Consider the following 23,993-nt stretch of genomic DNA (forward strand, 5'->3'; position numbering starts at 1 on the left):
GAGGGAATCTTTTGAGAAAGTATGTTTTTCTTCTCTGTTTTTTATTTCTACTAGTAGGGTGTCAAGGAAGTTCATATACACCAATTGCTAAAGATAAAAATGTTATTATAACTACGAATATAAAAGAAGGCAGCATTAGTTTTATTGATAAAAAAGATAAAAAGTTAATTACGACATGGGAACTAAATGAGCCAATGGCCGGAATCACACTGCTTCCAAATGGCGATGAAATACTTGTATACGGTAAGCAATTAGAATATATGTATGTATATTCACTAGCGGAAGGAAGGCAAGTGGGAAAATATAAAACTGGAAAGGGCATTGTAAATGTGGTCGTATCAGCAGATAAAAAACAATTATTTGCTGCTGATCAAAATGTTCAAAAGGTAAGGTTCTTTACGATAAATGGGAAAGAGACAGGAAATGTTTCAACAGGAAAAGGGCCTATAACGATGGTAGAGTATCAGAATCGGTTATCTGTACTAAACTTTTATGATACGAAACTAACGACAATTGATACGAAGAAAAAAGAAGTTATTCAATCCTTTATGATTCCGCCAGCATCAACAGGAGCGACGATTAGTCCTGATGGGAAAGAAATATGGATTGGCGGACATGGTGATGGAAATCAAGTAAATGAGAAAGTGTTAGTGTATTCTTTACAGAGTGGAGAAATGGTGCGTTCTTTACACGCTCCATTTATGCCTGTGAATATAACGAGGGATAGTAAGTACGTATATGCACTCAGTCATGGGTCGAATACACTTAGAAAGTTTGATATTAGAACATATAAAGAAATAGCTTCTGTAGAAGTAGGGTCGAATCCATTTGCATTTTTTGAGAGCGGAGCAGAAGGGTATGTAGCCAGTTATGATAGTGATGAAGTGTGCGTTATAGATATGAAGAATTTGAAAATAAAACAAACAATTAAAGTCGGAAAAGGACCGTTTCAACTCATAGAGAGGGAAGGGAAGGACAATGAATAAATATAGAGTGCTAGTTGTAGATGATGAAAGTGATATGAGACAGCTTGTTGGAATGTATTTGGATAACTTTGGATATGAGTGGGGAGAAGCTGAGAATGGAAAAGAGGCTCTTAAAAAACTAGAAACGGATCATTATGATTTCGTTGTATTAGATATAATGATGCCAGAAATGGATGGACTTTCAGTTTGTAAAGAAATTAGAAAAACGTCAGATGTGCCGATTATATTTTTAACGGCAAAAGGTGAAGAGTGGAATAGGGTGAACGGCTTACGTATGGGAGCAGATGACTATATTGTAAAACCGTTTAGTCCTGGTGAATTGGTTGCCCGTATGGAAGCTGTGCTAAGAAGATATACAAAGCAAGAACAGCAAGAAGAGATTCAATTTGGACCAATTCTTATCAATGAAAAAAGTAGACGAATAGAGGCGGATGGTGAGTCGATTTCTCTTACTGTAAAAGAGTTTGATTTATTATATTTTCTTTGCCAACATACAGGACAAGTATTTAGCCGGGAGCAATTACTTGAAAAGGTATGGGGATATGATTATGCCGGAAGTACAAGAACGGTAGATACGCATGTGAAAACGATGCGCTTGAAGCTTGGAGAAAGTGGAAACTACATTCAAACTGTTTGGGGTGTAGGCTATAAATTTGAGGTGTAACGTATGTTTACGATGGTACAAAAACTTTGGCTTACAGTAGTATGTGCAGTATGTGTAACAGTGTCCTTTCTTTATTTCGTATCTTTATACTCGTATGAAAAATTATACGTTGATAATTTAAAAGCTTCGTTAGTAATGGAAGGAAAAAGTCTTGCTGCTCAATATGATAAGCGTGAAGGAATATCAACTTTTGAAGAGAAAGTAAGATCGTTTGATCAAATATCTAGTTCAGACGTTATTTTCGTGTCTAATCCGCGTGATTTAAGCGCATGTTTGCCTTTTGATGTGCATCATCATTCTCTTATAAGTGAAGGAGATAGGCAAACGCTATTAGACGGGAAAACTGTGACAAAAATAGGATATGAAGAACATTTTGACCGTAATATTATGGGGGTTGTCATCCCTGTATTGGAAAATAAAAAATTAGTCGGAATTGTCTATTCGTATATTCCTTTAAAAAGTATAAAAGATTTAATCTATGATATGGGTCTTATTTTAGCACCGTTAGCAATTGCTATGATTTTAATTACGATATGGGTTGGAAGGAAAATTATAATTGCAATTACGAAGCCACTTTCGCAAATGGAGCGGGTTGCAAATCATTTGGCTACGGGAGATTTTTCGGAGCGGATTACAGTTTCTTCAGAGGATGAAATTGGACGATTAGGAAAAGCATTTAATAAAATGGCAAATTCATTAGAAACAGAAGATGTAAAGCGTAAGGAATTTTTAGCAAATGTTTCGCATGAACTTAGAACACCACTTAGTTATATAAAAGGGTATAGCGAGGCTATTTTAGATGGTGTTGCAAAGGGACCGCAGCAGGAAAAAGTAACGCAGCTAATTCATAAAGAAGCAGGTCGTATGCAGCGTCTCGTTCATGACTTGTTAGACTTAGCACAATTAGAAGGTGAGCACTTTCCGTTAAAGAAGCAACCTATCGTTTTTTCACAGCTGATTGAAGACGTATTAGATACGTATGAGATTAAGTTTATAGAAAAGGAAATTCATATTTCAACTAATTTAAATCCAGAGGTCATTGTCATGATTGATGAAGATCGTATGCAACAAGTGCTTCATAATGTGTTAGATAATGCGATACGGTATACAAATCAAAAAGGAAATATCGTTATAACTTTAGAGCAAATCGATGATTACTGTGAATTAAAAATAAAAGATACAGGAATTGGTATTGATATAGAACATTTGGAGAATCTTGGAGAACGCTTTTACCGAGTTGATAAAGCGAGAAGTCGTCAACATGGTGGAACAGGTTTAGGCCTTGCTATTGTGAAACAAATTGTTCATATACATGGTGGACAGTGGAAAATTGAAAGTGAAAAAGATAAGGGAACAACGGTTATTATTAAACTGAATGTACAGGATGAGGGGAGCATGTTCTAATTTTTAGGACATGTTCTTTATATTGAAGAAAATATTTATCCCGCTATTCGCCGGGCAGTAAGACCCTCACCTCAAAATTCAACGGAAGCAAAGAAGTTAGGTGGAGGCCCTGCTGCCCGTAAAAGTCCGATTCGTGAGGGCTAATAATCAGTGGGCGATGAACAAAACCCCCACTGATTAAAGTTTCACTTTATACGTAAAAATATAAATTAATATGTAATAAATATCGAAAATTTGACTATTTTATGAACAAAACATTTGTACTTCTTATCAATTCGGTCTAAAATAGTTATGATGCAAAGTTCTTATAAATCGTTTCAATTGTTGTTTGGAAGATACTGAGGTGATTTAACTGGAGTACAAATCTATTAAACCGAAAAAAATTTACGAAGAAGTATCTGAAGCTATTTTAACAATGATTAAAAATGGTACGTTAAAACCTGGTGACAAACTACTCCCTGTGCATCAATTAGCTGAGCAGTTTCAAGTTGGCAGATCTGCTGTTCGTGAAGCGCTAAGTGCGCTAAGAGCGATGGGCTTAATTGAGATGAAACAAGGAGAAGGTACATATGTGAAGAACTTCGATTCTTCTTCATTAACGAAATCATTAAACAATAGATTATTAATGAAGAAAGAAGATATTTTGAATTTATTAGAAGTACGAAAGGTGCTTGAAGTGGGGGCAGTTCGAGTAGCGGCGGCAAAACGTACGGAAGATAATTTACAAAATATGAAACATTGGTTAGATGAAATGGCAAAGAGCATTGGAGATGAAAAGGCTGGCGAAAAAGCCGATTTTCAATTTCATATGGGAATTGCAGAGTCTTCGCATAATAACATTTTGCTTGAACTCATGAATCATGTTTCAGAGATGATTGCTGAAACAATTGGTGAATCAAGACGCATTATTTTATATGGTGAACAAACGACATCAGAACGACTTATAGAAGAGCATCAAGTTATATATGATGCGGTGTTAAAACAAGATGTAGAATTAGCGCAGCAAGCAATGCTAGATCATTTAACAAATGTAGAACATATTGTCACAGGTAAAAACGATATAAATTCGTAATTTAATCTTTTAAAAATTTAATTTTCTGATAAAATAGAGAAAGATTAAGTAAGCGTTTTCTTTAGAAGAGGGAGAGGATAGGCCATGGTTGAGCCTATTTCTTCTCTACTAAGTCATCTGATGACCATATGTTTGTTGGTGAAGTTGTAAAAAGGGGGAGTAATAGTTATGAAAGTTACTTTATTTGTTACTTGTTTAGTCGATATGTTTGAAACAAATGTCGGCAAAGCAACAGTTGAAGTGTTGGAGCGTTTAGGTTGTGAAATTGAATTTCCAGAAGCACAAGTTTGTTGTGGTCAGCCTGCTTATAATAGCGGCCATGTAGAAGCAGCAAAAGAAGCGATGAAACATATGATTGAAACTTTCGAAGATGCAGAATATATTGTTACGCCATCTGGTTCTTGTGCGACAATGTTTCATGAGTATCCGCATGTTTTCAAAGATGATCCAAAGTGGGCTAAACGTGCACAAAAAGTTGCTGATAAAACTTATGAATTTACACAGTTTATTGTAGATGTTTTAAAAGTTACAGATGTTGGTGCAAGTTTACCAGGGATAGCTACTATTCATAAATCATGTCATATGACGCGTATGCTTGGAGTAAAAGAAGCACCAGGAATTTTATTATCAAATGTAAAAGGATTAACTGTGAGAGATTTGCCAAACGTGCAAAATTGTTGCGGGTTTGGGGGAACGTTTTCAGTTAAGATGACTCCAATTTCTGAGCAAATGGTAGACGAAAAAGTAGATAGTGTCATGGAAACAGGTGCAGATTATTTAATCGGTGCAGATTGTGGGTGTTTGTTAAACATTGGCGGACGTATTGAGCGTTTAGGAAAAGAAGTAAAAGTAATGCATATTGCTGAGGTACTGAATAGTCGCTCATGAAGGGGGAACATAAGCTATGTCTATGAAAATCAGTGAGAAAAAATTTAATGATCGCGTTGGTGATGGAATTCAAGATTCGTTTATGCGCGGAGCAGTATCTTCTGCACAAACGCGTTTATATACGAATCGCTTAAAAGCTGCAGATGAATTAGGAAACTGGGAAGAGTGGCGTGAACTAGGTGAACAAATTCGTCAACATACGTTAGAAAATCTGGATTATTACTTAATGCAGTTAAGTGAAAATGTATCAAAAAGAGGCGGACACGTGTACTTTGCGAAGACGAAAGAGGAAGCTGCAAAGTATATTCAAGACGTTGCCAAAAAGAAACAAGCGAAAAAAGTAGTAAAATCAAAGTCGATGGTAACAGAAGAAATTAGTATGAATCATGCGCTTGAAGAGATTGGCTGTGAAGTATTAGAGAGTGACTTAGGAGAGTATATCTTGCAAGTAGATAATGATCCACCTTCACATATTATTGCACCTGCACTTCATAAAAATAGAACGCAAATTCGCGATGTATTTAAAGAAAAGCTAGGCTATGAAAATTCTGATGACCCATATGAAATGACAAAGTTTGTTCGTAAACAACTTCGTGAGAAATTTATGGATGCAGAAATTGGTGTAACTGGTTGTAACTTTGCTGTTGCCAATACTGGATCTCTTTGTTTAGTAACGAATGAAGGTAATGCAGATCTTGTTATGTCAATTCCTAAAACACAAATTGCGGTAATGGGTATGGAACGTATGGTTCCGACAATGGAAGAATTAGATGTTTTAGTTGGTTTACTATGTCGTAGTGCAGTAGGTCAAAAATTAACAAGTTATGTAACAGTAGCAGGACCAATTCAAGAAGAGGAAGTTGATGGACCTGAAGAATTCCATTTAGTGGTTGTTGATAATGGTCGCTCTCAAATTCTTGGATCTGAATTCCGTTCCGTATTACAATGTATTCGTTGCGCTGCTTGTGTTAACGTATGTCCTGTATATCGTCACGTTGGTGGACATTCATATGGATCGATTTACTCAGGACCAATCGGTGCGGTATTAACACCGCTTCTAGGTGGATATGATGATTACAAAGAGCTTCCTTATGCATCTAGTTTATGCGGAGCATGTACAGAAGCTTGTCCAGTAAAAATTCCGTTGCATGATTTATTATTAAAACATCGTCAAGTCATCGTTGAGCAAGAAGGTCGTGCACCACTTGCAGAAAAACTAGCGATGAAAATGTTTAGTATGGGTGCTTCTTCAGCTGCTTTATATAAAATGGGTTCAAAAATGGCACCAGCGGCAATGAGTCCATTTACATCTGGTAATCGTGTATCAAAAGGTGTTGGACCACTTAAAAACTGGACGGATATTCGTGAATTCCCAGCTCCAAGTAAAGAACGATTCCGTGATTGGTATAAAGATCATAAGAAAGGCGGGGATAAATAATGACAGGATTAATTCAAAACCGTGATGCCTTTCTAGATAACATTGCAAAAGAACTTGGGCGCGCACGTAAAACAGAAGGTGTAGAGCGTCCAGTATGGAAAAGTAATGTGAATATAGAAACGTTAAAAGATTATTCACAAGAAGAATTACTAGAAGTGTTTAAAAAGCAATGTACAAACATTCATACAACTGTAGTAGAAACGACAAATGACCGTTTAGGTGAAGACCTTCAAAAAGTAATCATGGAAAACGGCGGGGGACCTATTTTATTATCAGCAGATGATCGTTTTGATGCATATGGTTTAACATCTTTATTTAAAGAAGAACTTCCAAAGCGAGACGTTGAAGTAAACGTATGGGATCCAGAGAGAAAAGACGAAAATATGCGTTTAGCTGAAAAAGCGAATATTGGTATTGCATTTAGTGATTATACATTAGCCGAATCTGGTACAATTGTTGTACAAAGTCATAAAGGGCAGGGACGTTCTTTACACTTTTTACCGACTGTATATTTTGCTATTATTCCACGTGAAACACTTGTGCCTCGTATTACACAAGCAGTTCAGGATATGAACTCACGCGTAGAAAATGGGGAGACAGCGGCATCTTGTATTAACTTTATTACAGGGCCAAGTAACTCGGCTGACATTGAGATGAATCTTGTTGTCGGAGTACATGGACCATTAAAAGCAGTATATTTCATCGTATAAAAGAGGGGAAAGCAGGCCAGAAAATGACCTGCTTTTTTAGTAGAATAAAGGATAATATGAAGTAGAAGTTCTCTCCTTTTTTTGCTATGTTTTTTGGGAAAGGAGAGGAAGGGATGTTCACTTATTTATATGCACTGTTAGCAGGGATGGTGTTTGGTTCTTTTTTTATGTTAGTTGCGGTGAGGGTTCCATTAGGTGCGTCTATTATTACCCCGCGTTCACATTGTTATTATTGCAAATATGTGCTAAGGCCAAAAGAACTAATCCCCATCATTTCATTTTATATACAAAGAGGCTGTTGTACGAATTGTAAGAGGAAAATTCCAATTATATATGTAGCATTTGAATGTATAACAGGAAGTATATTTCTTCTTACCGTGTATATGATTGGAATAGAACGAGAACTTATTATCATTTTATCCCTTTTTTCGCTACTTCTTATTATTTCAGTTACAGATTACTTATATATGTTAATTCCTGATTGTATTTTAATTTCGTTTGCGGTTTTACTCATTCTCGAAAGTGTTTTTGTACAATTAGTTACTTGGACAGATAGTATAGTTGGTAGTGGTGTTATATTCCTTTTGTTATATTGCATGCAAAAGATATATCCAGAAGGGCTTGGCGGAGGAGATATAAAACTACTTTCGTTACTTGGTTTTATAGTAGGAGTGAAGGGAGTTTTTATCGTTTTATTTTTAGCATCTTGTTTTAGTCTTTGTTTTTTCGGGATTGGTATCGGATTAAAACGTATAGAAGTACGAAAGCCAATTCCATTTGGTCCTTTTATTAGTCTTGGGGCAATGTGCTATGTATTAGCTGTTTATTCAAATTAGAGAGGGAATCGAAAATGAACGTATATATGGATGATCAAAGAAGTTGCCCGTTCGGGTATGTGTCCGCAACTACAGTAGAATGTGCCTTGCAAATGGTTCGGGATTATGATGTGAATATTCTTTCCCTTGATTATAATATGGGCTGGGGAGCAAAAAATGGACTAGATTTTGTAGAAGCTTTTTGTACAGAGGGATTATATGTAAATGAAATTCACCTTCATACGAATGATGTCATCGGTATGCACAAGATGAAACAGAGAATGGATAAGGGAAAGGAAGAAGGAGAAATTAATCCTCACCTTGTTGTTAAATACGTGGGAAGCTAAAAACTCCAAAGTAAAACTTTGGAGTTTTTAATGTTTCATATGTGCTTGTAAAGGAATAATCTCTTCTTGTTGAGCTACTGCGATTTCAGTTTCTTCCTGTTGAACTTCAGGTGTTTTCTTTGTTAAGTAGTGGTATACCATACCGACAAATACTGATCCGCCAATAATGTTACCGATTGTAACAGGAATTAAGTTATGAATAGCACCTGAAAAAGAAATTGTCTCAGGATGCGGTGAAACTAAAGATAAAGCAAAGAGTGATAAGTTTGCAATACTATGTTCGTAACCAGATAAGAAGAATGTGAAAACAAGTAGCATCATGACTATTATTTTTGCTGTGTCACCTTTAACCTGAGAAGGTAAGAAACAAGCAAGACATACGAGCCAGTTACATAAAATGGCTTTAAAGAATAACTGCATTGTAGGTGTGTTCATCTTTCCTTCAACGACTTTATTCATTAAGTGACCGTGATCAATTGCTTCAAAAATTCCAGTTGCGTAAAATAGTAAGGCAAAGAATAACGCGCCGGCTAAGTTACCTGCATAACAAGCAACCCAGTTACGTAGTGTATCAGAAATCGTTGTTTCTTTTCTTAAAGTTGCTACAGTAAAGTACATTGTGTTCCCAGTAAACAATTCAGCACCGCCATATATAATAAGTACGAGAGCAATCCCGAAAAACATAGAGGCAGCTAAATAAGTTGCTGGTGAATCTGCAATGTGAAAAAAGTTACCTAATTTAAAACATAGTACAATAATAAAACCGATATAAATACCCGCAAGTGCAGCACGAATGAAATATTGCATTGGGTTTGTATCTAGTATTTTCTTTTTGCTTTTAGCCAGTTTGACAACATAATCTAGTCCTTGTTCTAGCATGAGTAATACGCTCCTTTAGTAAATCTTCTATAAATACTCCTTATATGAATAAAGTACATGGAATTGTTCTCACTTTCAATAAGTTTGTGCAATGTTTCACAAAAAGGACATACATACATTAAGAAAACGTTTACAAAAGGTAGTATAATGGAATTTTTTCTGGACATTGAGAGGAAGAAAGAAAAAAGAAAAAGCGCTGTAATTACAGCGCTTTTTCGTCTAAATTCTTTTCTACTTTTACTTCTACTTCTTTTGAGAAGAACCAACCACCAACTGCGATTCCGACTAATACAATCCAGAATGTAAGCTTCCACGGAGTGGATTCTGGGAATGAATGTGGAATTACATTTAATGCAGGGTGTGCTAATGTATAAACTGCTAGCTTCACACCAACCCAACCTACAATTAAGAATGCTGCGGTTTCAAGTCCTGGTTTACGTTTTAAGATTTGTACGAAAGCAGTTGCTGCAAATCGCATAATGATTAATCCGATAAGTCCACCTACAAAGATAACAGCGAATTGCCCAGTATCAAGACTACCAATTGTACCTAATCCTGTTTTTGGTAAAGTCATTGCTAGTGCAACAGCAGCTAAAATTGAATCAACTGCGAAGGCGATATCAGCAACCTCAACTTTAAATACAGTCCACCAAAAGTTCTCTTGTTTTTTCTTTGCTTCTTTTTCTTCTGTTTCTTCATCTGTATTCTTTTTAACATATGTTTTAAATAAGTGATTACCAGCGATAAACATAAGGTAGATGGCACCAATTGCTTGCACTTGCCATACATCGACTAAGAACGAAATCATAAATAACGATCCAAATCGGAAAACAAATGCCCCCGCTAATCCATAAAATAGTGCTTTCTTTCGTTTTTCTTCTGGTAAATGTTTTACCATAATTGCAAGAACAAGAGCGTTATCAGCCGCTAAAATCCCTTCAAGTGCAATTAGGATGAGTAATACCCAACCATACTCCAATAATAATGATACATCCATGTACATTCTCCTCTCATTTCTATAAGTTCTAAATAAGTGAAGAATTTCCCCACTATTTAGTTTCCCCATACTCCTGCCTATTAACTTTGGAAGAATCTGGAAGTGAATGCAAAAAAGACCTCTGCCGTTAATAGGCAAAGGTCTTGCTAGACATATGTAATAAAAAATGCCAACAAAGCCGGAAGAACTAAGTTCTACGTAATGACGACTTTGTTTCCAAGAAATATTCTTGGACGCTACTCCCCTTTGGAGATATGTTATTGTATTCTCATTATATGGATAATTTATACGGTTGTCAACCTGTTAAAATATCTTCATTCGGATATTTTATTTTCAGGTTCTTTTTACGAGCAAATGAAAAAGCCAATGTTAAAGGACCCATTTTCCCGAAAAACATCATAAAGATAATAATAGCTTTTCCGATTATAGTTAAGTGGGGTGTTAAATTCATACTGAGGCCAACAGTCCCAAATGCTGAAAATACTTCGAAAGCACTCATCAATAGAGGAACTCGCTCAGTAATACTCAAAATTAAAATAGCAAAAAAGATAAATGAAATGGAAATAATAGTAATGGTTAATGATTTGACAATGAGAGTATCTTTAATGGATTTTTTAAATACGACAATATCCTCTTGTTCTTGTAAAAATTTAAATACGCCAAAAAATATGATTAAAAATGTTGTTAACTTAATCCCACCACCAGTTGAAGCGCTACCAGCACCAATAAACATAAGGAGCATCATTAATAGGAGAGAAGGTTTTGACAATGTAGAAATATCAACAGTATTAAACCCGGCAGTTCGCGTTGAAATTGCTTGAAAATAAGAGGCCAATCCTTCTTCAAATGGGGTAAAACCTCTCATAGAAAGGGAGTTATGGAACTCGAATATAAAAATAAAAAGGGTAGCAATAATGTTGACGATTAGAGTAGAAGAGAGCATAAGTTTTGAATGTAGTGTAAGGTTTTTAAAGTTTTTCTTTCTTTTTATGTCTACGATTACTGTAAAACCAATTCCACCTAAAATGATGAGAGAGGAAATGACGAGATTGACAAGAATGCTATGAGAATGGGACATTAAATTATCGCTCCACACAGAAAAGCCAGCATTGTTAAAGGCTGAGATTGAATGGAAAAAACTATAATAGATCCCTTTCATAACCCCATATTTTGGTACCCATTCAAAAGAAAGAATTATAGTAGCGATACATTCGACTGTAAAAGAGAATAAAAATAATGCTTTGGCAAGACGGATGATGCCGCCGATATTTGTTTGATTTAATGCTTGTTGCAGTAAAATCCGATTTTGAAGACCGATTTTTCTTCCGAGCATAATCGCAATTAAGACAGCAAAGCTCATAATGCCAAGCCCGCCAACTTGTATAAGCGTTAAAATGACACATTGTCCAAACAAAGTAAATACTTTTCCAGTATCTACAACACCAAGTCCAGTAACAGTACAAGCGGAAACGGTTGTAAATAAGGCATCGAGCCATGAAATGGAAGTTGTCGTAGCAATGGGTAGTTTTAATAAACATGTGCCGACAACTGATAATACAAGAAAAGACAAAGTAAGAACGCGGGGAGGGCTCATGCTAATATTAATCCGTTTCATTTTACAGATCGCTCCTTTCGTTTTGATTAGTATGTGAAAAAGCACCATTATGTATGTTGAAATTAGAAAGAGGCAGAGAATATCTGCCTCTAAGCCATATGTTATATTATTATCCACGTAATTGTTGTTGAGCTAAAGCAACAAGACGTTTTGTTACTTCACCGCCAACTGAACCGTTAGAACGAGATGCTGTATTAGATCCTAAACTTACACCAAATTCTTGTGCAATTTCATATTTAAATTGTTCAAGTGCTTGTTCTGCACCTGGAACTAATAATTTGTTTGTTTTTACCATGTTGATACACATCCTTATGAGTAGTCCAGTTCAGCTAAGTTCTTATCTAAACTGGTAACGTTATTTTATGTGGAAACGACGTACTCATACGCGGAAGTAATCGGTGCGATTAGAAGTTCTTGGATAGAAAAAAGAGTAGCAAATTTGCTACTCTTTTTTTAGTATTGTCGCTGTTCCTTCCACGACAATATCATCTGATTGATTATATATGTTTGTTTGCAGCGTAATGATTTTTTTATCATCACGCTTCTTAATAACCTCTGCCACAACGCGAAGTGTATCACCGATTTTGACAGGGGCACGGAATGAAACATTTTGGGATAAATAAATCGTATTTTTGCCTGGGAGTTTCGTTCCAAGGATGGTAGAAATAAAACTCGAAACGAGCATACCGTGAGCAATACGTTCTTTAAACATTGTCGTTTTTGCAAAAGAATCTAAAATGTGAATAGGATTCACATCCCCAGTCAATTTTGCAAAATTGATAACATCTTCATCTGTAATTGTTTTTGTAAGGGATGCTTGATCACCGACTTGAATCTCATCATAACGAAGCTCCGGAACAGTTTGTGCTTCTTGAAATGGATTCATTTTGTCCTCCTTCTTTTCCATATCGAAAAATGTTAGCCATCTTGATGTAGTAGGAGGAAGAAAGAGTTTTGTTTGTGCTGCGGTTAGCTCCCACATTTTTCTTACTTGATGGAAGTAAATAGATTTTTTGAGTTTTCCTCGAACTTTTTTGCGAGTTCCAACTGTTTTGACTTGAACTCTTCCAAAAAACCCTCTAACTGTTTCTGAGCCTCTTCACGTTGTAATTGTTGTTGCTCAATAAATTGTTTTGTTGTTTCTTCAAATTGGCCGCTTGTTTGGGTAAGAATTGACAATGATGTTTTTGTAGGAGAAACAGTAAGCTGATGCATATGAGCAGAAAGTTCCTTCCATTTGTCCTGCCACTCGTTAATTTGATCATTTAAGGAGTTTCCAGTTAATTGTTTCACGTAATCTGTATATTGGTTATTGAACTGAGCAGTGAGTTGTTGTAGTTCTTTTTCTAGTTCATCTACTCCTGATGTTAATTTATGCAAAGCGTCTTGTTGTTGTTTTAATGTTTCTAAAGTAAGTTGCTCTAATTGCTTCCCAGCTGAAGAGAAAAGGGAAAGTGATTGAGACCAGTTTTTCCAAAATGCATCGACTAATTCGTATGGTTTAGTTTCCATTGTTTGACCCCCAAATGTTTTTTTGCATATTGTGAACGCAGATTACTCTGCTGTACCACCAGGTGAAGATGAAGAATCCTTTTCATCCTTTTCTGGAGAAGTAGAAAATGGAAAGAATGCATTGGTGTATAACGTGAAAAACGTTCGCAACATATTTTGATAATGTTCAAAAGAAGTCGCACATGTTGTTAAATATTGCTCTCCATATTCAGTTAAAGAATAAATTCTTTTTGCCGGCCCTCCATCGCTTGTATCCCAAGTAGAAGAAATAAGGTTTTCTTTTTCTAATTTGCGTAGTGTTCTATAAACATTACCTTGGTCAACAGAAGAAAAGCCGATATCCATTAGCATTTGAATAAGTTTGTAACCATGAAGACTCCAGTCTTTTAGACAGAGAAGTAAGAAGGGAACTAAGAAGTTTTTTGGCATGGAGTTTGGTTGTTTCGCTTGGTTGCTCTCCAAACTTTCGCGTTGTTCTGGTTCATTTTGTAGCATGATTGTGCATCACCTCATGAATCAGTTAGATGGAATTTTTTGCTTATAAGTGCAATTTACACCTATCTGTTTTTAAAGTCAACACATTTGTTAGAAAATAGAAAAAAATAAAATATAGACTTGAAGTTTTATTCAGAATATTAGAAAATAGTGAATAGGTTGAATTGTTTCAAAAACGAAAAAGGGAGTGTAGGTAAAGTGATTGATCAAAAATTCGATCCACTACAAGCATGGAAAAATGCTTATGAACAAACCGAAACATTTTGGGGAAAAGCGCTCAATGAAACAATTAAAACAGAAGAATATTCTGCTTGGATGGGCAGCGTTCTAGATTTGAATTTGTTTTATCAAAAAGCATTAAATGATACGACAAAAAACTATTTAGAACAAGTAAATGTGCCGACGAAAGAGGATATCGCAAGAGTGGCTACGCTTGTTATTAACTTAGAAAATAAAGTAGATAACATTGAGGAGTTTCTAGAGGAGAAAGTAGATTCTTTAGGGCAAGCTCCTACATTAAAGCGTGATGTAACGAAAGTAAAACAAGATATTCGTACGCTTGAAACAAAAGTAGATCAAATTTTAGAATTGCTAGAAAAGCAAAATGCAGTACTAGCTAAACTACAAGTACCTGTAAAAGAAGAGGTAAAGCCTGCGAATAAACCAGAAAATAAAAAATGATAAAAGCGCTTGTTTATAACAGATAAAAGAGAGAGGGAGAATCTCTTTTCACGTATAAACAGCGAAACATAATTATATATGGACTCTATAGTATGAGTACCAAAATGATTCATAACAATCGTTCACAAATTCATTTAAGGGGGAAAAGAAATGGTTCAATTAAATGGAAAAGTAGCAATCGTAACAGGTGGAGCAAAAGGAATTGGAAAAGCAATTACAGTAGCATTAGCACAAGAGGGAGCGAAAGTAGTTATTAACTATAATAGCAGTAAAGAAGCAGCTGAAAATTTAGTAAATGAATTAGGAAAAGACGGACATGACGTTTATGCAGTGCAAGCGGATGTTTCTAAAGTAGAAGATGCAAACCGACTTGTAGAAGAAACTGTGAATCATTTTGGTAAAGTTGATATTCTTGTTAATAATGCTGGTATTACAAGAGACCGTACATTCAAAAAGTTAAATCGTGAAGATTGGGAGCGCGTAATTGACGTGAATTTAAGCAGCGTATTTAATACGACAAGTGCGGTTCTTCCATACATAACGGAAGCAGAAGAAGGAAGAATTATTAGCATTTCTTCTATTATTGGTCAAGCAGGTGGATTTGGCCAAACAAACTACTCAGCAGCAAAAGCGGGTATGTTAGGATTTACAAAATCATTAGCGTTAGAACTTGCAAAAACAAATGTCACTGTAAATGCTATTTGCCCAGGATTTATTGATACTGAAATGGTAGCAGAAGTACCAGAAGAAGTACGTCAAAAAATCGTTGCAAAAATCCCGAAAAAACGTTTTGGTCAAGCTGATGAAATTGCAAAAGGTGTAGTATACCTATGCCGTGACGGTGCGTATATCACAGGTCAACAATTAAACATTAACGGCGGATTATATATGTAATGAAGTAAGAAAAAAGTGCATATCCATAGCAGGAATGCACTTCTTTTTTTTTAAGAAGGAAATCGACCAAAAAGGAGATAGAAAAATGACTACATTCGCAACAGAATGGGAAAAGCAATTAGAGCTATACCCAGAAGAGTACCGAAAAGCATACCGCCGAGTGAAAAGGGCGAGTGAAATTTTATTACGTGAACCAGAGCCGCAAGTCGGATTAACGCCGAAAGAGGTTATTTGGACGAAGAATAAGACGAAGCTTTATCGCTACATTCCAAAACAAGAAAAAACACAAAGAGTTCCAATTCTGTTAATATATGCTCTTATTAATAAACCATATATTATGGATTTAACTCCTGGAAATAGTTTAGTGGAATATCTAGTGGATCGTGGTTTTGATGTATATATGCTTGATTGGGGCACATTTGGTTTAGAAGATAGTCATTTGAAATTTGATGATTTCGTGTTTGATTATATTGCAAAAGCAGTAAAAAAAGTAATGCGAACTGCAAAATCGGACGAGATTTCTTTACTTGGTTATTGCATGGGTGGAACGCTAACTTCTATTTATGCAGCGCTTCATCCGCACATGCCAATTCGTAATTTAATTTTCATGACAAGTCCTTTTGATTTCTCTGAAACAGGATTGTATGGTCCTTTATTAGATGAGAAATACTTCAATTTAGATAAAGCGGTTGATACATTTGGAAATATTCCGCCAGAAATGATTGATTTCGGAAACAAAATGTTAAAGCCAATTACGAACTTTGTTGGTCCATATGTTGCTCTAGTAGATCGTTCAGAGAATGAACGCTTCGTCGAAAGCTGGAGATTGGTTCAAAAGTGGGTTGGTGATGGTATTCCGTTCCCAGGTGAATCATACAGACAGTGGATTCGTGATTTTTATCAAAATAATAAATTGGTTAAGGGTGAACTCGTTATTCGCGGACAAAAGGTAGATCTTGCAAATATTAAGGCGAATGTCTTAAATATTTCCGGGAAACGTGATCATATCGCTTTGCCATGTCAAGTAGAAGCATTACTAGACCATATTTCTAGCACAGATAAACAATATGTATGTTTACCGACAGGGCATATGTCTATTGTTTACGGTGGAACAGCTGTAAAACAAACATATCCGACGATTGGAAATTGGCTTGAAGAGCGTTCTAATTAAAAATAAAAAATCCAACTAGCCTATGTTAGTTGGATTTTTTTGTGAAAAATAACAAAACATAGAAAGGAGAAATTTATATTTTAGGAGTATAATTATGAAACTTATGATGGGTAAGTTGTTTTGGAATACAGGAGTTTCTGTACCTTGTTATCCACTGTTAGAAAATGATATGATATGTGATGTGCTCGTAGTCGGAAGTGGCGAAGCCGGTGCTCATATAGCGCATTCGTTAGCGAAAATTGGCATGAGTGTTACACTTATTGAAAAAAGAGTAATTGCATGTGGTAGCACAGCTGCTAATACAGGTTTACTACAATTTCTTCATGATAAATCGTTAACCTCTCTTATCCATACATTGGGTAAAGAAAAAGGGGTACGAGCATATAAGCTTTGTTATGAAGCGCTAAGAACAATGGAAGAGGTTATACCGACTCTTGATATTAATCCCCATTTTATTCCGCGAAATAGTTTATATTATGCAAGTAAAAGTGAGGATGTCTCATTTTTACAAGAGGAATATAATACGTTACAGAATTATGGATTTCCAGTTGAATATTTTACAGAAGCTGATATTAAGAAACGTTATCCTTTCATAAAACAAGCGGCATTATATACACACGGTGATGCCGAGGTGAATCCGTATTTATTAGCGCACAGTCTTTTGCATAAAGCAAATCAAATGGGAGCTAATATATATGAACATACAGAGGAAATACATATAAAAAAACGCAAAAATGATTTAATTTGTTACACGAAAACAGGAAATCAAATTGTAGCAAAGAATATTATTATGGCGACAGGTTATGAAGCGCTTTTTGGAAAGAAAGAAAGAAAAAATACAACAGTAGACACCTCTTATGCAATTGTAACAAATGAAATAGATCAGTTTGAAGGCTGGCATGAGCGATCGTTAATTTGGGAAACGGCACGGCCCTACTTATATTTTCGAACGTATCGAAGCCGCATTATAGTAGGCGGATTAGATGAAGCGCTGCAAATTCAAACAATTGGTGATACGAAATTATTGCATAAGCGTGATATCCTTATTAATATTGTAAAAGAGATGTTCCCGCAGTATAAAAATATACAGGCAGACTACTATTGGGCAGCCGCATTTGGTGGTACTCATGATGGTCTCCCCATTTTAAACGAAGACGAAAAGATACATAATTTGTTTTACGCATTGCCGTATGGAGGTAATGGAACTGTATATGGAATGGTCTTTGCCAAATTATTTGAGCAGTTATTTACAAATAAAGAAAGTAAAGATTTTTCTTTATTTAATCGATAGAAAAAAGGTAGCGAAGTGATGGAATGAGAGATATAAAAAAGTTTTTACAAAAATTACGTCCTGTACAACTCATCGTTTTGTTTTATTTGTTAGCAGTAGTTGTATCGGTGATATTGCTTAGTTTACCGTTTGTTACGAAGCCTGGTGTGAAATGGACATTTATAGATGCGCTTTTTACATCGGTTAGTGCGGTAAGCGTTACGGGACTGTCTGTTATTACGATTTCAGATACGTTTACTACAGCAGGAATTATTGTTTTAGCCCTTATTCTACAATTAGGCGGCTTAGGAATTATGGCGCTTGGTACATTTGTTTGGATCATTACGGGGAAAAAGATTGGTTTGCAAAGAAGAAGATTAATTATGGCAGACCATAATCAAGGGAATTTATCGGGTCTTGTAGAATTGATGCGTTCTATTTTGATTGTAATTATTTCAATAGAACTTATTGGAGCAATCCTATTAGGTACAAGATTTTTACTTTACTTTCCGACTTGGAAAGAAGCTTATTTTCACGGTTTCTTTGCAGCTGTTAGTGCGACTACGAACGGCGGATTTGATTTAACAGGACAATCATTAATTCCTTATAAAAAAGATTATATTGTTCAAATGATTCATATGTTACTAATTATTTTAGGAGCGATTGGTTTCCCTGTGCTAATGGAAGTGAAACAATTCCTTAGTAAAAGGAGACAACAATTATTCCGTTTTTCATTATTTACAAAACTGACGACAACAACATTTTTTGCACTCGTTGTTGTTGGTACAATTATGATTTTTTTACTGGAGAGAAATCATTTTTTAGTAGGAAAGTCATGGCATGAAACTGTATTTTATACATTATTCCAATCTGTGACGACGAGAAGTGGTGGACTTGCTACGATGGATATACGTGAATTGTCACAACCGACGCTTTTATTTATGAGTATATTAATGTTTATAGGGGCATCTCCAAGTTCGGTTGGGGGCGGAATACGTACAACAACATTTGCTGTTAGTATATTGTCACTATATACCTTTGCAAGGGGTGGTAGAACAGTTAGAGTCTTCAAACGTCAGCTACATGAAGAGGATGTACTGAAAGCATCTGTCGTTATGACGATGGGGATTTTGTTATGTGCTACTGCGCTATTCATTTTATCTATTACGGAAAATGTACCGCTTATGAGCTTAATTGTTGAAGTTTGTTCTGCTTTCGGAACGACGGGACTATCAACAGGTGTTACGCCTGATTTAACAACTGTTGGGAAACTTGTACTTATTGTGCTTATGTTTATCGGACGCGTTGGTATTTTAACATTTATTTTAGCTAGTGGTGGAAGGGAACAACCACCTCGCTATAAATACCCGAAAGAGCGGATTATTATTGGATAGTATGAAACCATTCTACCTACGTTAGGTAGAATGGTTTTTTAGTCGTTAATTCCAAATTGTGGATGCATAAAAGCTTCATTTTTATTATCCGCTTCGTTTTTTAGCAACTCTTGATTTTCTTCTGAAATCCACCCAATATCATTTGTAGGATGGATCCACTCATCGCCAGCCATAATGGCAGGATCTATTTTATCACTCCAATTGTTAAGTGGACTGTTCTCGGAATTATATTTACTGTCTCCAATTACAACATCATATTGATTCACAAAAGGTTGTTGCATCGTTTTTCCTGTTCCTTTAAAAGATGGAAAATTCATTTGATGCGGGAGCGTTTCGTCTAAAATTGGTGATTGAATCTTTTCTTTTTTCTTCAAAATTATCGCTCCTTTTTATAATGATTTCTTCATACGTAGTATTTCCATCTAACGCCTCTTATGTACTTGTTAACACTTGCCAGTAATAATTATTTTAAGTTGTTTCAAACTAGAGTAGAAAGTGATTTCTTGAGAGCAGGTGAATGTATTGGTAAAAAGAAAAGTGAAACAAAATGCGGCAATCAATAATAATAAAACTCCGAAAGAAAGCTTACCAGATGCAGAATTTGCATTAGAGTATGAAGGAGAAAATAGCGCAAAGTATGCGAATCGTAATTCAAAAAAAGGGAAACAAAAATGAGGCGTTTTTTACAAACGCCTCATTTTTTTGTGGGATTATAAAGGTTTTTTTAATTATTTGTAAATTTAGTGTTTTCTATTAGCAGAAAAATGCGAAAAAACATAGAAGTAGCAACGTATTACACAAAAACAAACAACAAACAAAAGATTAATGTTGGTTTAATACTGCTTTTACACTAGTTGTTTATATTTGAGTTGTACATAAGATTTGTAAAAGGAGAGAGAAACAGTGAAAAAAACAATCTTTAAAGCTGTAGCGACTGGAATGGTATTTTCGTTATTAATGGGGTGTGGTGCAAAGAAGGAAGAAAGTGCTGGAGCGAAAGTGAAAGATGACAAATTATCTGGATCATTAACTGTTTACACAGCAATTGAAGAAGAGCTTGTACCAATTTATCTTGATTCCTTTAAAAAGAAATATCCTGATGTGAAATTGAACATTGTACGTGATTCAACAGGAGTTATTACTGCGAAATTGCTAGCTGAAGGGAAAAATACACAAGCAGATGTTGTATGGGGAACTGCGGCATCAAGTCTATTAGCTTTAGATAAAAAAGATATGTTAAAAGGATACTCTCCAAAAGGAGCAGATCGTGTTCTTCCACAATTTAAAGATGATAAGCAACCTGAAAAATGGGTAGGAAATACTGCATTTATGACGGGGATTGCTGTAAATAAAGAAGAGTTAAAGAAGAAAAATTTACCGATGCCAGAATCATATGAAGATTTAACGAAACCAGAGTATAAAGGAACACTTGTTATGCCACATCCAGCATCATCTGGAACAGGATTTTTAACAGTTTCTGCATGGCTACAAATCATGGGTGAAGATAAAGGCTGGGATTACATGAAGAAACTTCATGATAATATGGCAAGTTATACGCATTCAGGATCAAAACCAGCGAAATTAGCAGGAGCAGGTGAATATCCAGTCGGTGTATCAATGGTTTATAGTGCTTTAAAAGAGAAACAAAAAGGTGCACCAGTTGAAGTTGTACTGCCGAAAGAAGGATTAGGGTGGGAAGTAGAAGCGAACGCACTTATTAAGAAAGATAATGCGAAAAATGATAAATTAGCACAAGCATTTTTAGATTGGGCAATTACTGATGATGTAATGAAGTTATACTTTGAGAAAAATGGATTTGCGACAATTAAAAATGATTATAAACTTCCAGAGGGATTCCCGAAAGATGTTACTGAAAAATTATATAAAAAGAATGACTTTAAATGGGCAGCAGAAAATCGTGACAAAATTTTAGAAAAATGGGAAAAAGAGTTTGGCCAAAAAGCAGAACCGAAAAAGTAAGTGAGTGGGAGAGAGAAAAATGAGCGAATATTTATCAATTCAACACATTCAAAAACAGTTTGATGCATTTACAGCATTAAAAGATATTTCTTTTACTGTGAACAAAAATGAGTTTGTTTGTTTATTAGGCCCGAGTGGCTGTGGGAAAACGACGTTGCTTCGCATTTTAGCGGGACTAGAGGAACCAAAGACTGGCAGTATAGCTGTGAATGGAAAAGATATTACAGCATTGCCTCCTGGAAAGAGAAACTTCGGAATGGTTTTCCAATCGTATGCTTTATTTCCGAATTTAACAGCACTTGAAAATATTGAATACGGCTTAAAGACAAAAAAATATGGGAAAGCAGAAGTGAAAGAGAAAGCGCTAGATGCGTTAAAACTTGTAGATTTGCTGAATGTAAAAGATAAATATCCTGCTCAAATGTCTGGTGGACAACAGCAGCGAGTAGCACTTGCACGTGCGCTCGCTCTGTCTCCAGATATTTTGTTACTCGATGAGCCGTTATCAGCTTTAGATGCAAAAGTGCGTGAAAAATTACGTAGGGAAATGCGTGATTTGCAAGAGAAAATAGGAGTAACGACGATTATGGTAACGCATGATCAAGAAGAGGCATTAACGATGGCTGATAAAATTGTTGTAATGAATCATGCGGAAATTATGCAGATTGGAACACCAGAGGAGATTTATCAAAGACCAGCCAATCCGTTTGTGGCAGATTTTATTGGTTCTATTAATTTCTTTTCGAAAAATAACGAAGAACATGCAATTCGTCCTGAACATGTAACAATTGTACAAAAGGACGGTATTAAAACAGTTGTGGAAAGTATGGAATTTCGCGGATCTGTATATCGGACGGAAGTGCGAGTCTTAGAAGAAAACACACACCTTTATAATGAGAAAATTGTAGTGGATATATTAGCATCAGAAGTAGAAGCAACGGCTATTAGAAAAGGAAAGCCGATTCAAATCTCTTTCTCAGAAAATCATATGTTGTCATATGGAAAGAAGGTCATTGTATAGATGGAGATGTTAGAAAACTATAAGGTAGAAAGTACGAAAAAAAAGATTAAGAGAAGTATAGGGAAAGAGGAATGGATCCAAAGGCTCGTAATTATCGTTATGATTTTTTCTTTCCTTATCATACTTGTATTACCGCTATTACAACTATTTACACAAGCTTTTTATAATAAAGATGGAGTTTTCGTTGGTTTAGCGAATTTCAGTAAATATTTCACAACACCAACTTTAGTTCAGTCTTTACAAAATACAGTATGGATTTCTGGCGCAACAACAATTATTTCAGTTGCAATCGCATTCGTTTACGCATATGCAATTGCCCGTACGAATGTTTTTGGAAAGCGTGTATTTCAGTATGTAGCGTTATTACCATTGTTCGCACCAACGATGATGCACGGTATAGCACTTACATATTTATTTGGTAATCAAGGGCTAGTAACGAAAGGAATGTTTGGTTTATTTGAAGGTATACAAATCCCTTTATATGGACCAGTAGGAATTGTAATAGCTGAAGTTATGTATACATTTCCACAAGCCTTTCTTATATTGCTAATTGCCTTCCAAGGATCTGATTATCGTTTATATGAAGCTTCTAATATGTTAGGGGCGAGTAAAACAAAGCAATTTTTCACGGTTACTTTACCTAGTGTAAAGTACGGATTAATTAGTGCAATGTTTGTTGTGTTTACACTTAGTTTTACTGATTTTGGGGCACCAAAAATTGTTGGTGGTCAATATAATGTGCTTGCTACTGACGTATACAAACAAGTAATTGGACAGCAAAATATGCCGATGGGTGCAACTGTCGGAATGATTTTATTAATCCCAGCTATATTCGCATTTGTAGTCGATCGTATTACGCAAAGAAAGCAGGCGAATTTCTTATCTTCAAAAGCAGTACCATACAGAATAATAGCTAATAAGAAAAGAGATGTAATCTCATTCATATATTGTAGTGTGATTACACTTATGATCATTCTATTATTTGTTGCAGTTGGTATTGCTGCAAGTGTGAAAGTATGGCCATATAATATGAGTTTTACATTTGAGCATTTTAATTTTTCAAGTTTAACAGGAGATGGACTTGAAGCATTTAAAAATAGCGTAATTGTTTCAGCAGTTACAGCAGTTATTGGGGCGATTTTAACATTTGTATTCGCATATGCAATTGAGAAAATAGACCAGCTACAATTTTTCAGAAAAACAGGTTACTTTTTCTCTATAGTGCCGTTAGCGATACCAGGTTTAGTACTCGGATTAGGATATGTCTTTTTCTTTAGTCAACCAACGATTCAAATTCTTGGACTATCAGTAACGAATCCGTTTCATTCTTTATACGGAACAATCGCTGTATTAGTACTAGTAAATATCATTCATTTTTATTCTGTAACATTTGTCACGGCAACGACTGCCTTAAAGAAATTAGACCGAGAGTTTGAGCTTGTTTCGCAGTCGATGGGTATTCCGTTTTATAAAACATTCTTCCGAGTAACAGTACCAATGTGTTTACCAGCAATTTTAGAAATGGTAATGTACTACTTCGTAAATTCAATGGTAACTGTATCGGCAGTTGTATTCCTATATGCAGCTGATTTTAAACTAGCTGCCGTATCAATCGTAAATATGGATGATGCAGGAAATGTAGCACCAGCAGCTGCAATGAGTGTACTTATTGTTGTTACAAATATTGTAGTGAGAGTTGTATATGAATGGGGAACGAAAGCACTTCGTAACCGAACTTCACAATGGCAAAAAAGATAAGT

26 protein-coding genes and 1 riboswitch are annotated in these 23,993 nt (G+C 35.5%); of the genes, 18 read left to right on the top strand and 8 right to left on the bottom strand.

Annotated elements, in window-relative coordinates:
• Positions 1-11 precede the first annotated feature (11 nt).
• The 9 genes from GD442_RS06355 (at position 12) to GD442_RS06395 (ending at position 8,324) form a co-directional block, all read left to right on the top strand.
• Entirely contained in the window at positions 12-986 is a 975-nt protein-coding gene (locus GD442_RS06355; protein ID WP_001234152.1) for a YncE family protein, read from the top strand.
• A complete protein-coding gene (locus GD442_RS06360) occupies positions 979-1,650 on the top strand; it encodes a response regulator transcription factor (protein ID WP_001046397.1) in 672 nt (223 codons plus the stop codon). The genes GD442_RS06355 and GD442_RS06360 overlap by 8 nt, the downstream gene beginning before the upstream one ends.
• 3 nt (positions 1,651-1,653) lie before the next feature.
• On the top strand, positions 1,654-3,054 hold the full coding sequence (locus GD442_RS06365) for a sensor histidine kinase (RefSeq protein ID WP_000494796.1): 1,401 nt from the start codon (positions 1,654-1,656) through the stop codon (positions 3,052-3,054).
• Positions 3,055-3,436: 382 nt separating this feature from the next.
• Entirely contained in the window at positions 3,437-4,126 is a 690-nt protein-coding gene (locus tag GD442_RS06370) for a FadR/GntR family transcriptional regulator (RefSeq protein ID WP_254904515.1), read from the top strand.
• Positions 4,127-4,294: 168 nt separating this feature from the next.
• Positions 4,295-5,014 (top strand): (Fe-S)-binding protein, encoded by a 720-nt coding sequence (locus tag GD442_RS06375; protein ID WP_000869148.1) that lies wholly within the window; start codon positions 4,295-4,297, stop codon positions 5,012-5,014.
• A 16-nt stretch (positions 5,015-5,030) separates the two neighbouring features.
• Positions 5,031-6,452, top strand: a complete 1,422-nt coding sequence (locus GD442_RS06380; protein ID WP_000061930.1) for a LutB/LldF family L-lactate oxidation iron-sulfur protein — start codon at positions 5,031-5,033, stop codon at positions 6,450-6,452.
• Positions 6,452-7,162, top strand: a complete 711-nt coding sequence (locus tag GD442_RS06385) for a LutC/YkgG family protein (RefSeq protein WP_000147187.1) — start codon at positions 6,452-6,454, stop codon at positions 7,160-7,162. Before GD442_RS06380 ends, GD442_RS06385 begins: the two co-directional genes overlap by 1 nt.
• A 113-nt stretch (positions 7,163-7,275) precedes the next feature.
• The gene (locus tag GD442_RS06390; RefSeq protein WP_000495726.1) at positions 7,276-7,998 is read left to right on the top strand and encodes a prepilin peptidase; all 723 of its coding nucleotides are present in this window, start codon (positions 7,276-7,278) and stop codon (positions 7,996-7,998) included.
• A gap of 14 nt (positions 7,999-8,012) precedes the next feature.
• Entirely contained in the window at positions 8,013-8,324 is a 312-nt protein-coding gene (locus GD442_RS06395) for a cyclic-phosphate processing receiver domain-containing protein (RefSeq protein ID WP_001103770.1), read from the top strand.
• Positions 8,325-8,351: 27 nt separating this feature from the next.
• Here the strand turns inward: GD442_RS06395 and GD442_RS06400 are convergent, their stop codons facing one another.
• From GD442_RS06400 to phaQ, 7 genes are all read right to left on the bottom strand, one after another.
• On the bottom strand, positions 8,352-9,203 hold the full coding sequence (locus GD442_RS06400) for a formate/nitrite transporter family protein (protein ID WP_000893025.1): 852 nt from the start codon (positions 9,201-9,203) through the stop codon (positions 8,352-8,354).
• A 202-nt stretch (positions 9,204-9,405) separates the two neighbouring features.
• Complete coding sequence (locus GD442_RS06405; protein ID WP_000383314.1) at positions 9,406-10,200, bottom strand: TerC family protein; 795 nt, start codon at positions 10,198-10,200, stop codon at positions 9,406-9,408.
• A gap of 90 nt (positions 10,201-10,290) precedes the next feature.
• Positions 10,291-10,457: riboswitch (yybP-ykoY riboswitch) on the bottom strand.
• Between the two features lie 38 nt (positions 10,458-10,495).
• Positions 10,496-11,815 (bottom strand): TrkH family potassium uptake protein, encoded by a 1,320-nt coding sequence (locus GD442_RS06410; RefSeq protein WP_000822360.1) that lies wholly within the window; start codon positions 11,813-11,815, stop codon positions 10,496-10,498.
• A 109-nt stretch (positions 11,816-11,924) separates the two neighbouring features.
• Positions 11,925-12,110: an alpha/beta-type small acid-soluble spore protein gene (locus GD442_RS06415; RefSeq protein ID WP_000241212.1), complete on the bottom strand. Its 186-nt coding sequence runs from the start codon at positions 12,108-12,110 to the stop codon at positions 11,925-11,927.
• Positions 12,111-12,257: 147 nt separating this feature from the next.
• Positions 12,258-12,701 carry a MaoC family dehydratase gene (locus GD442_RS06420; protein WP_001067916.1) on the bottom strand — a complete coding sequence of 148 codons (444 nt, stop codon included), beginning with the start codon at positions 12,699-12,701 and terminating at the stop codon, positions 12,258-12,260.
• A 101-nt stretch (positions 12,702-12,802) separates the two neighbouring features.
• Positions 12,803-13,327, bottom strand: a complete 525-nt coding sequence (gene phaP, locus GD442_RS06425) for a polyhydroxyalkanoic acid inclusion protein PhaP (protein WP_000448594.1) — start codon at positions 13,325-13,327, stop codon at positions 12,803-12,805.
• A gap of 42 nt (positions 13,328-13,369) precedes the next feature.
• Complete coding sequence (gene phaQ / locus GD442_RS06430; protein ID WP_000939955.1) at positions 13,370-13,822, bottom strand: poly-beta-hydroxybutyrate-responsive repressor; 453 nt, start codon at positions 13,820-13,822, stop codon at positions 13,370-13,372.
• Between the two features lie 198 nt (positions 13,823-14,020).
• Here phaQ and phaR point away from each other — a divergent pair, with 198 nt between their 5' ends.
• The 5 genes from phaR to GD442_RS06455 all read left to right on the top strand — a co-directional run bounded on the left by phaR (position 14,021) and on the right by GD442_RS06455 (position 19,232).
• Positions 14,021-14,503: a polyhydroxyalkanoic acid synthase subunit PhaR gene (gene phaR / locus GD442_RS06435; RefSeq protein WP_000566942.1), complete on the top strand. Its 483-nt coding sequence runs from the start codon at positions 14,021-14,023 to the stop codon at positions 14,501-14,503.
• Positions 14,504-14,653: 150 nt separating this feature from the next.
• Positions 14,654-15,397 carry an acetoacetyl-CoA reductase gene (locus GD442_RS06440; RefSeq protein ID WP_000250409.1) on the top strand — a complete coding sequence of 248 codons (744 nt, stop codon included), beginning with the start codon at positions 14,654-14,656 and terminating at the stop codon, positions 15,395-15,397.
• A gap of 85 nt (positions 15,398-15,482) precedes the next feature.
• Positions 15,483-16,568: a class III poly(R)-hydroxyalkanoic acid synthase subunit PhaC gene (gene phaC, locus GD442_RS06445; protein ID WP_000206336.1), complete on the top strand. Its 1,086-nt coding sequence runs from the start codon at positions 15,483-15,485 to the stop codon at positions 16,566-16,568.
• Positions 16,569-16,662: 94 nt separating this feature from the next.
• On the top strand, positions 16,663-17,859 hold the full coding sequence (locus GD442_RS06450) for an NAD(P)/FAD-dependent oxidoreductase (RefSeq protein WP_000772523.1): 1,197 nt from the start codon (positions 16,663-16,665) through the stop codon (positions 17,857-17,859).
• Between the two features lie 23 nt (positions 17,860-17,882).
• Positions 17,883-19,232, top strand: a complete 1,350-nt coding sequence (locus GD442_RS06455) for a TrkH family potassium uptake protein (protein ID WP_001204705.1) — start codon at positions 17,883-17,885, stop codon at positions 19,230-19,232.
• A 38-nt stretch (positions 19,233-19,270) separates the two neighbouring features.
• Here GD442_RS06455 and GD442_RS06460 read toward each other — a convergent pair whose 3' ends face one another.
• Positions 19,271-19,606, bottom strand: coding sequence for a DUF3905 domain-containing protein (locus GD442_RS06460; RefSeq protein WP_000726025.1), 336 nt, complete (start codon positions 19,604-19,606; stop codon positions 19,271-19,273).
• Between the two features lie 148 nt (positions 19,607-19,754).
• On the opposite strand from GD442_RS06460, the gene GD442_RS27660 reads away from it, so the two are divergent.
• From GD442_RS27660 to GD442_RS06475, 4 genes are all read left to right on the top strand, one after another.
• On the top strand, positions 19,755-19,907 hold the full coding sequence (locus GD442_RS27660; protein ID WP_000240799.1) for a hypothetical protein: 153 nt from the start codon (positions 19,755-19,757) through the stop codon (positions 19,905-19,907).
• A 228-nt stretch (positions 19,908-20,135) separates the two neighbouring features.
• Complete coding sequence (locus GD442_RS06465) at positions 20,136-21,212, top strand: putative 2-aminoethylphosphonate ABC transporter substrate-binding protein (protein ID WP_000750893.1); 1,077 nt, start codon at positions 20,136-20,138, stop codon at positions 21,210-21,212.
• Between the two features lie 19 nt (positions 21,213-21,231).
• Positions 21,232-22,233, top strand: coding sequence for a putative 2-aminoethylphosphonate ABC transporter ATP-binding protein (locus tag GD442_RS06470; protein ID WP_159365065.1), 1,002 nt, complete (start codon positions 21,232-21,234; stop codon positions 22,231-22,233).
• Complete coding sequence (locus GD442_RS06475; RefSeq protein WP_000425532.1) at positions 22,234-23,991, top strand: putative 2-aminoethylphosphonate ABC transporter permease subunit; 1,758 nt, start codon at positions 22,234-22,236, stop codon at positions 23,989-23,991. It begins immediately after the preceding gene.
• The last annotated feature ends 2 nt before the right edge of the window (positions 23,992-23,993 follow it).

The organism is Bacillus sp. A260 (assembly GCF_009861435.1).
In the GTDB taxonomy this organism is placed as follows: domain Bacteria; phylum Bacillota; class Bacilli; order Bacillales; family Bacillaceae_G; genus Bacillus_A; species Bacillus_A cereus.

Bases quoted from the DNA above. Each gene is read 5' to 3' on its own strand.
- GD442_RS06365 (WP_000494796.1), top strand. From the start codon at position 1,654: ATGTTTACGATGGTACAAAAACTTTGGCTTACAGTAGTATGTGCAGTA.
- GD442_RS06475 (WP_000425532.1), top strand. From the start codon at position 22,234: ATGGAGATGTTAGAAAACTATAAGGTAGAAAGTACGAAAAAAAAGATT.
- GD442_RS06410 (WP_000822360.1), bottom strand. From the start codon at position 11,815: ATGAAACGGATTAATATTAGCATGAGCCCTCCCCGCGTTCTTACTTTG.
- GD442_RS06360 (WP_001046397.1), top strand. From the start codon at position 979: ATGAATAAATATAGAGTGCTAGTTGTAGATGATGAAAGTGATATGAGA.
- GD442_RS06390 (WP_000495726.1), top strand. From the start codon at position 7,276: ATGTTCACTTATTTATATGCACTGTTAGCAGGGATGGTGTTTGGTTCT.
- GD442_RS06400 (WP_000893025.1), bottom strand. From the start codon at position 9,203: ATGCTAGAACAAGGACTAGATTATGTTGTCAAACTGGCTAAAAGCAAA.
- GD442_RS06450 (WP_000772523.1), top strand. From the start codon at position 16,663: ATGAAACTTATGATGGGTAAGTTGTTTTGGAATACAGGAGTTTCTGTA.
- GD442_RS06455 (WP_001204705.1), top strand. From the start codon at position 17,883: ATGAGAGATATAAAAAAGTTTTTACAAAAATTACGTCCTGTACAACTC.
- GD442_RS06385 (WP_000147187.1), top strand. From the start codon at position 6,452: ATGACAGGATTAATTCAAAACCGTGATGCCTTTCTAGATAACATTGCA.
- GD442_RS06415 (WP_000241212.1), bottom strand. From the start codon at position 12,110: ATGGTAAAAACAAACAAATTATTAGTTCCAGGTGCAGAACAAGCACTT.
- GD442_RS06375 (WP_000869148.1), top strand. From the start codon at position 4,295: ATGAAAGTTACTTTATTTGTTACTTGTTTAGTCGATATGTTTGAAACA.
- phaQ (WP_000939955.1), bottom strand. From the start codon at position 13,822: ATGCTACAAAATGAACCAGAACAACGCGAAAGTTTGGAGAGCAACCAA.
- GD442_RS06440 (WP_000250409.1), top strand. From the start codon at position 14,654: ATGGTTCAATTAAATGGAAAAGTAGCAATCGTAACAGGTGGAGCAAAA.
- phaC (WP_000206336.1), top strand. From the start codon at position 15,483: ATGACTACATTCGCAACAGAATGGGAAAAGCAATTAGAGCTATACCCA.
- GD442_RS06380 (WP_000061930.1), top strand. From the start codon at position 5,031: ATGTCTATGAAAATCAGTGAGAAAAAATTTAATGATCGCGTTGGTGAT.
- GD442_RS06470 (WP_159365065.1), top strand. From the start codon at position 21,232: ATGAGCGAATATTTATCAATTCAACACATTCAAAAACAGTTTGATGCA.
- GD442_RS06420 (WP_001067916.1), bottom strand. From the start codon at position 12,701: ATGAATCCATTTCAAGAAGCACAAACTGTTCCGGAGCTTCGTTATGAT.
- phaP (WP_000448594.1), bottom strand. From the start codon at position 13,327: ATGGAAACTAAACCATACGAATTAGTCGATGCATTTTGGAAAAACTGG.
- GD442_RS06405 (WP_000383314.1), bottom strand. From the start codon at position 10,200: ATGGATGTATCATTATTATTGGAGTATGGTTGGGTATTACTCATCCTA.
- GD442_RS06395 (WP_001103770.1), top strand. From the start codon at position 8,013: ATGAACGTATATATGGATGATCAAAGAAGTTGCCCGTTCGGGTATGTG.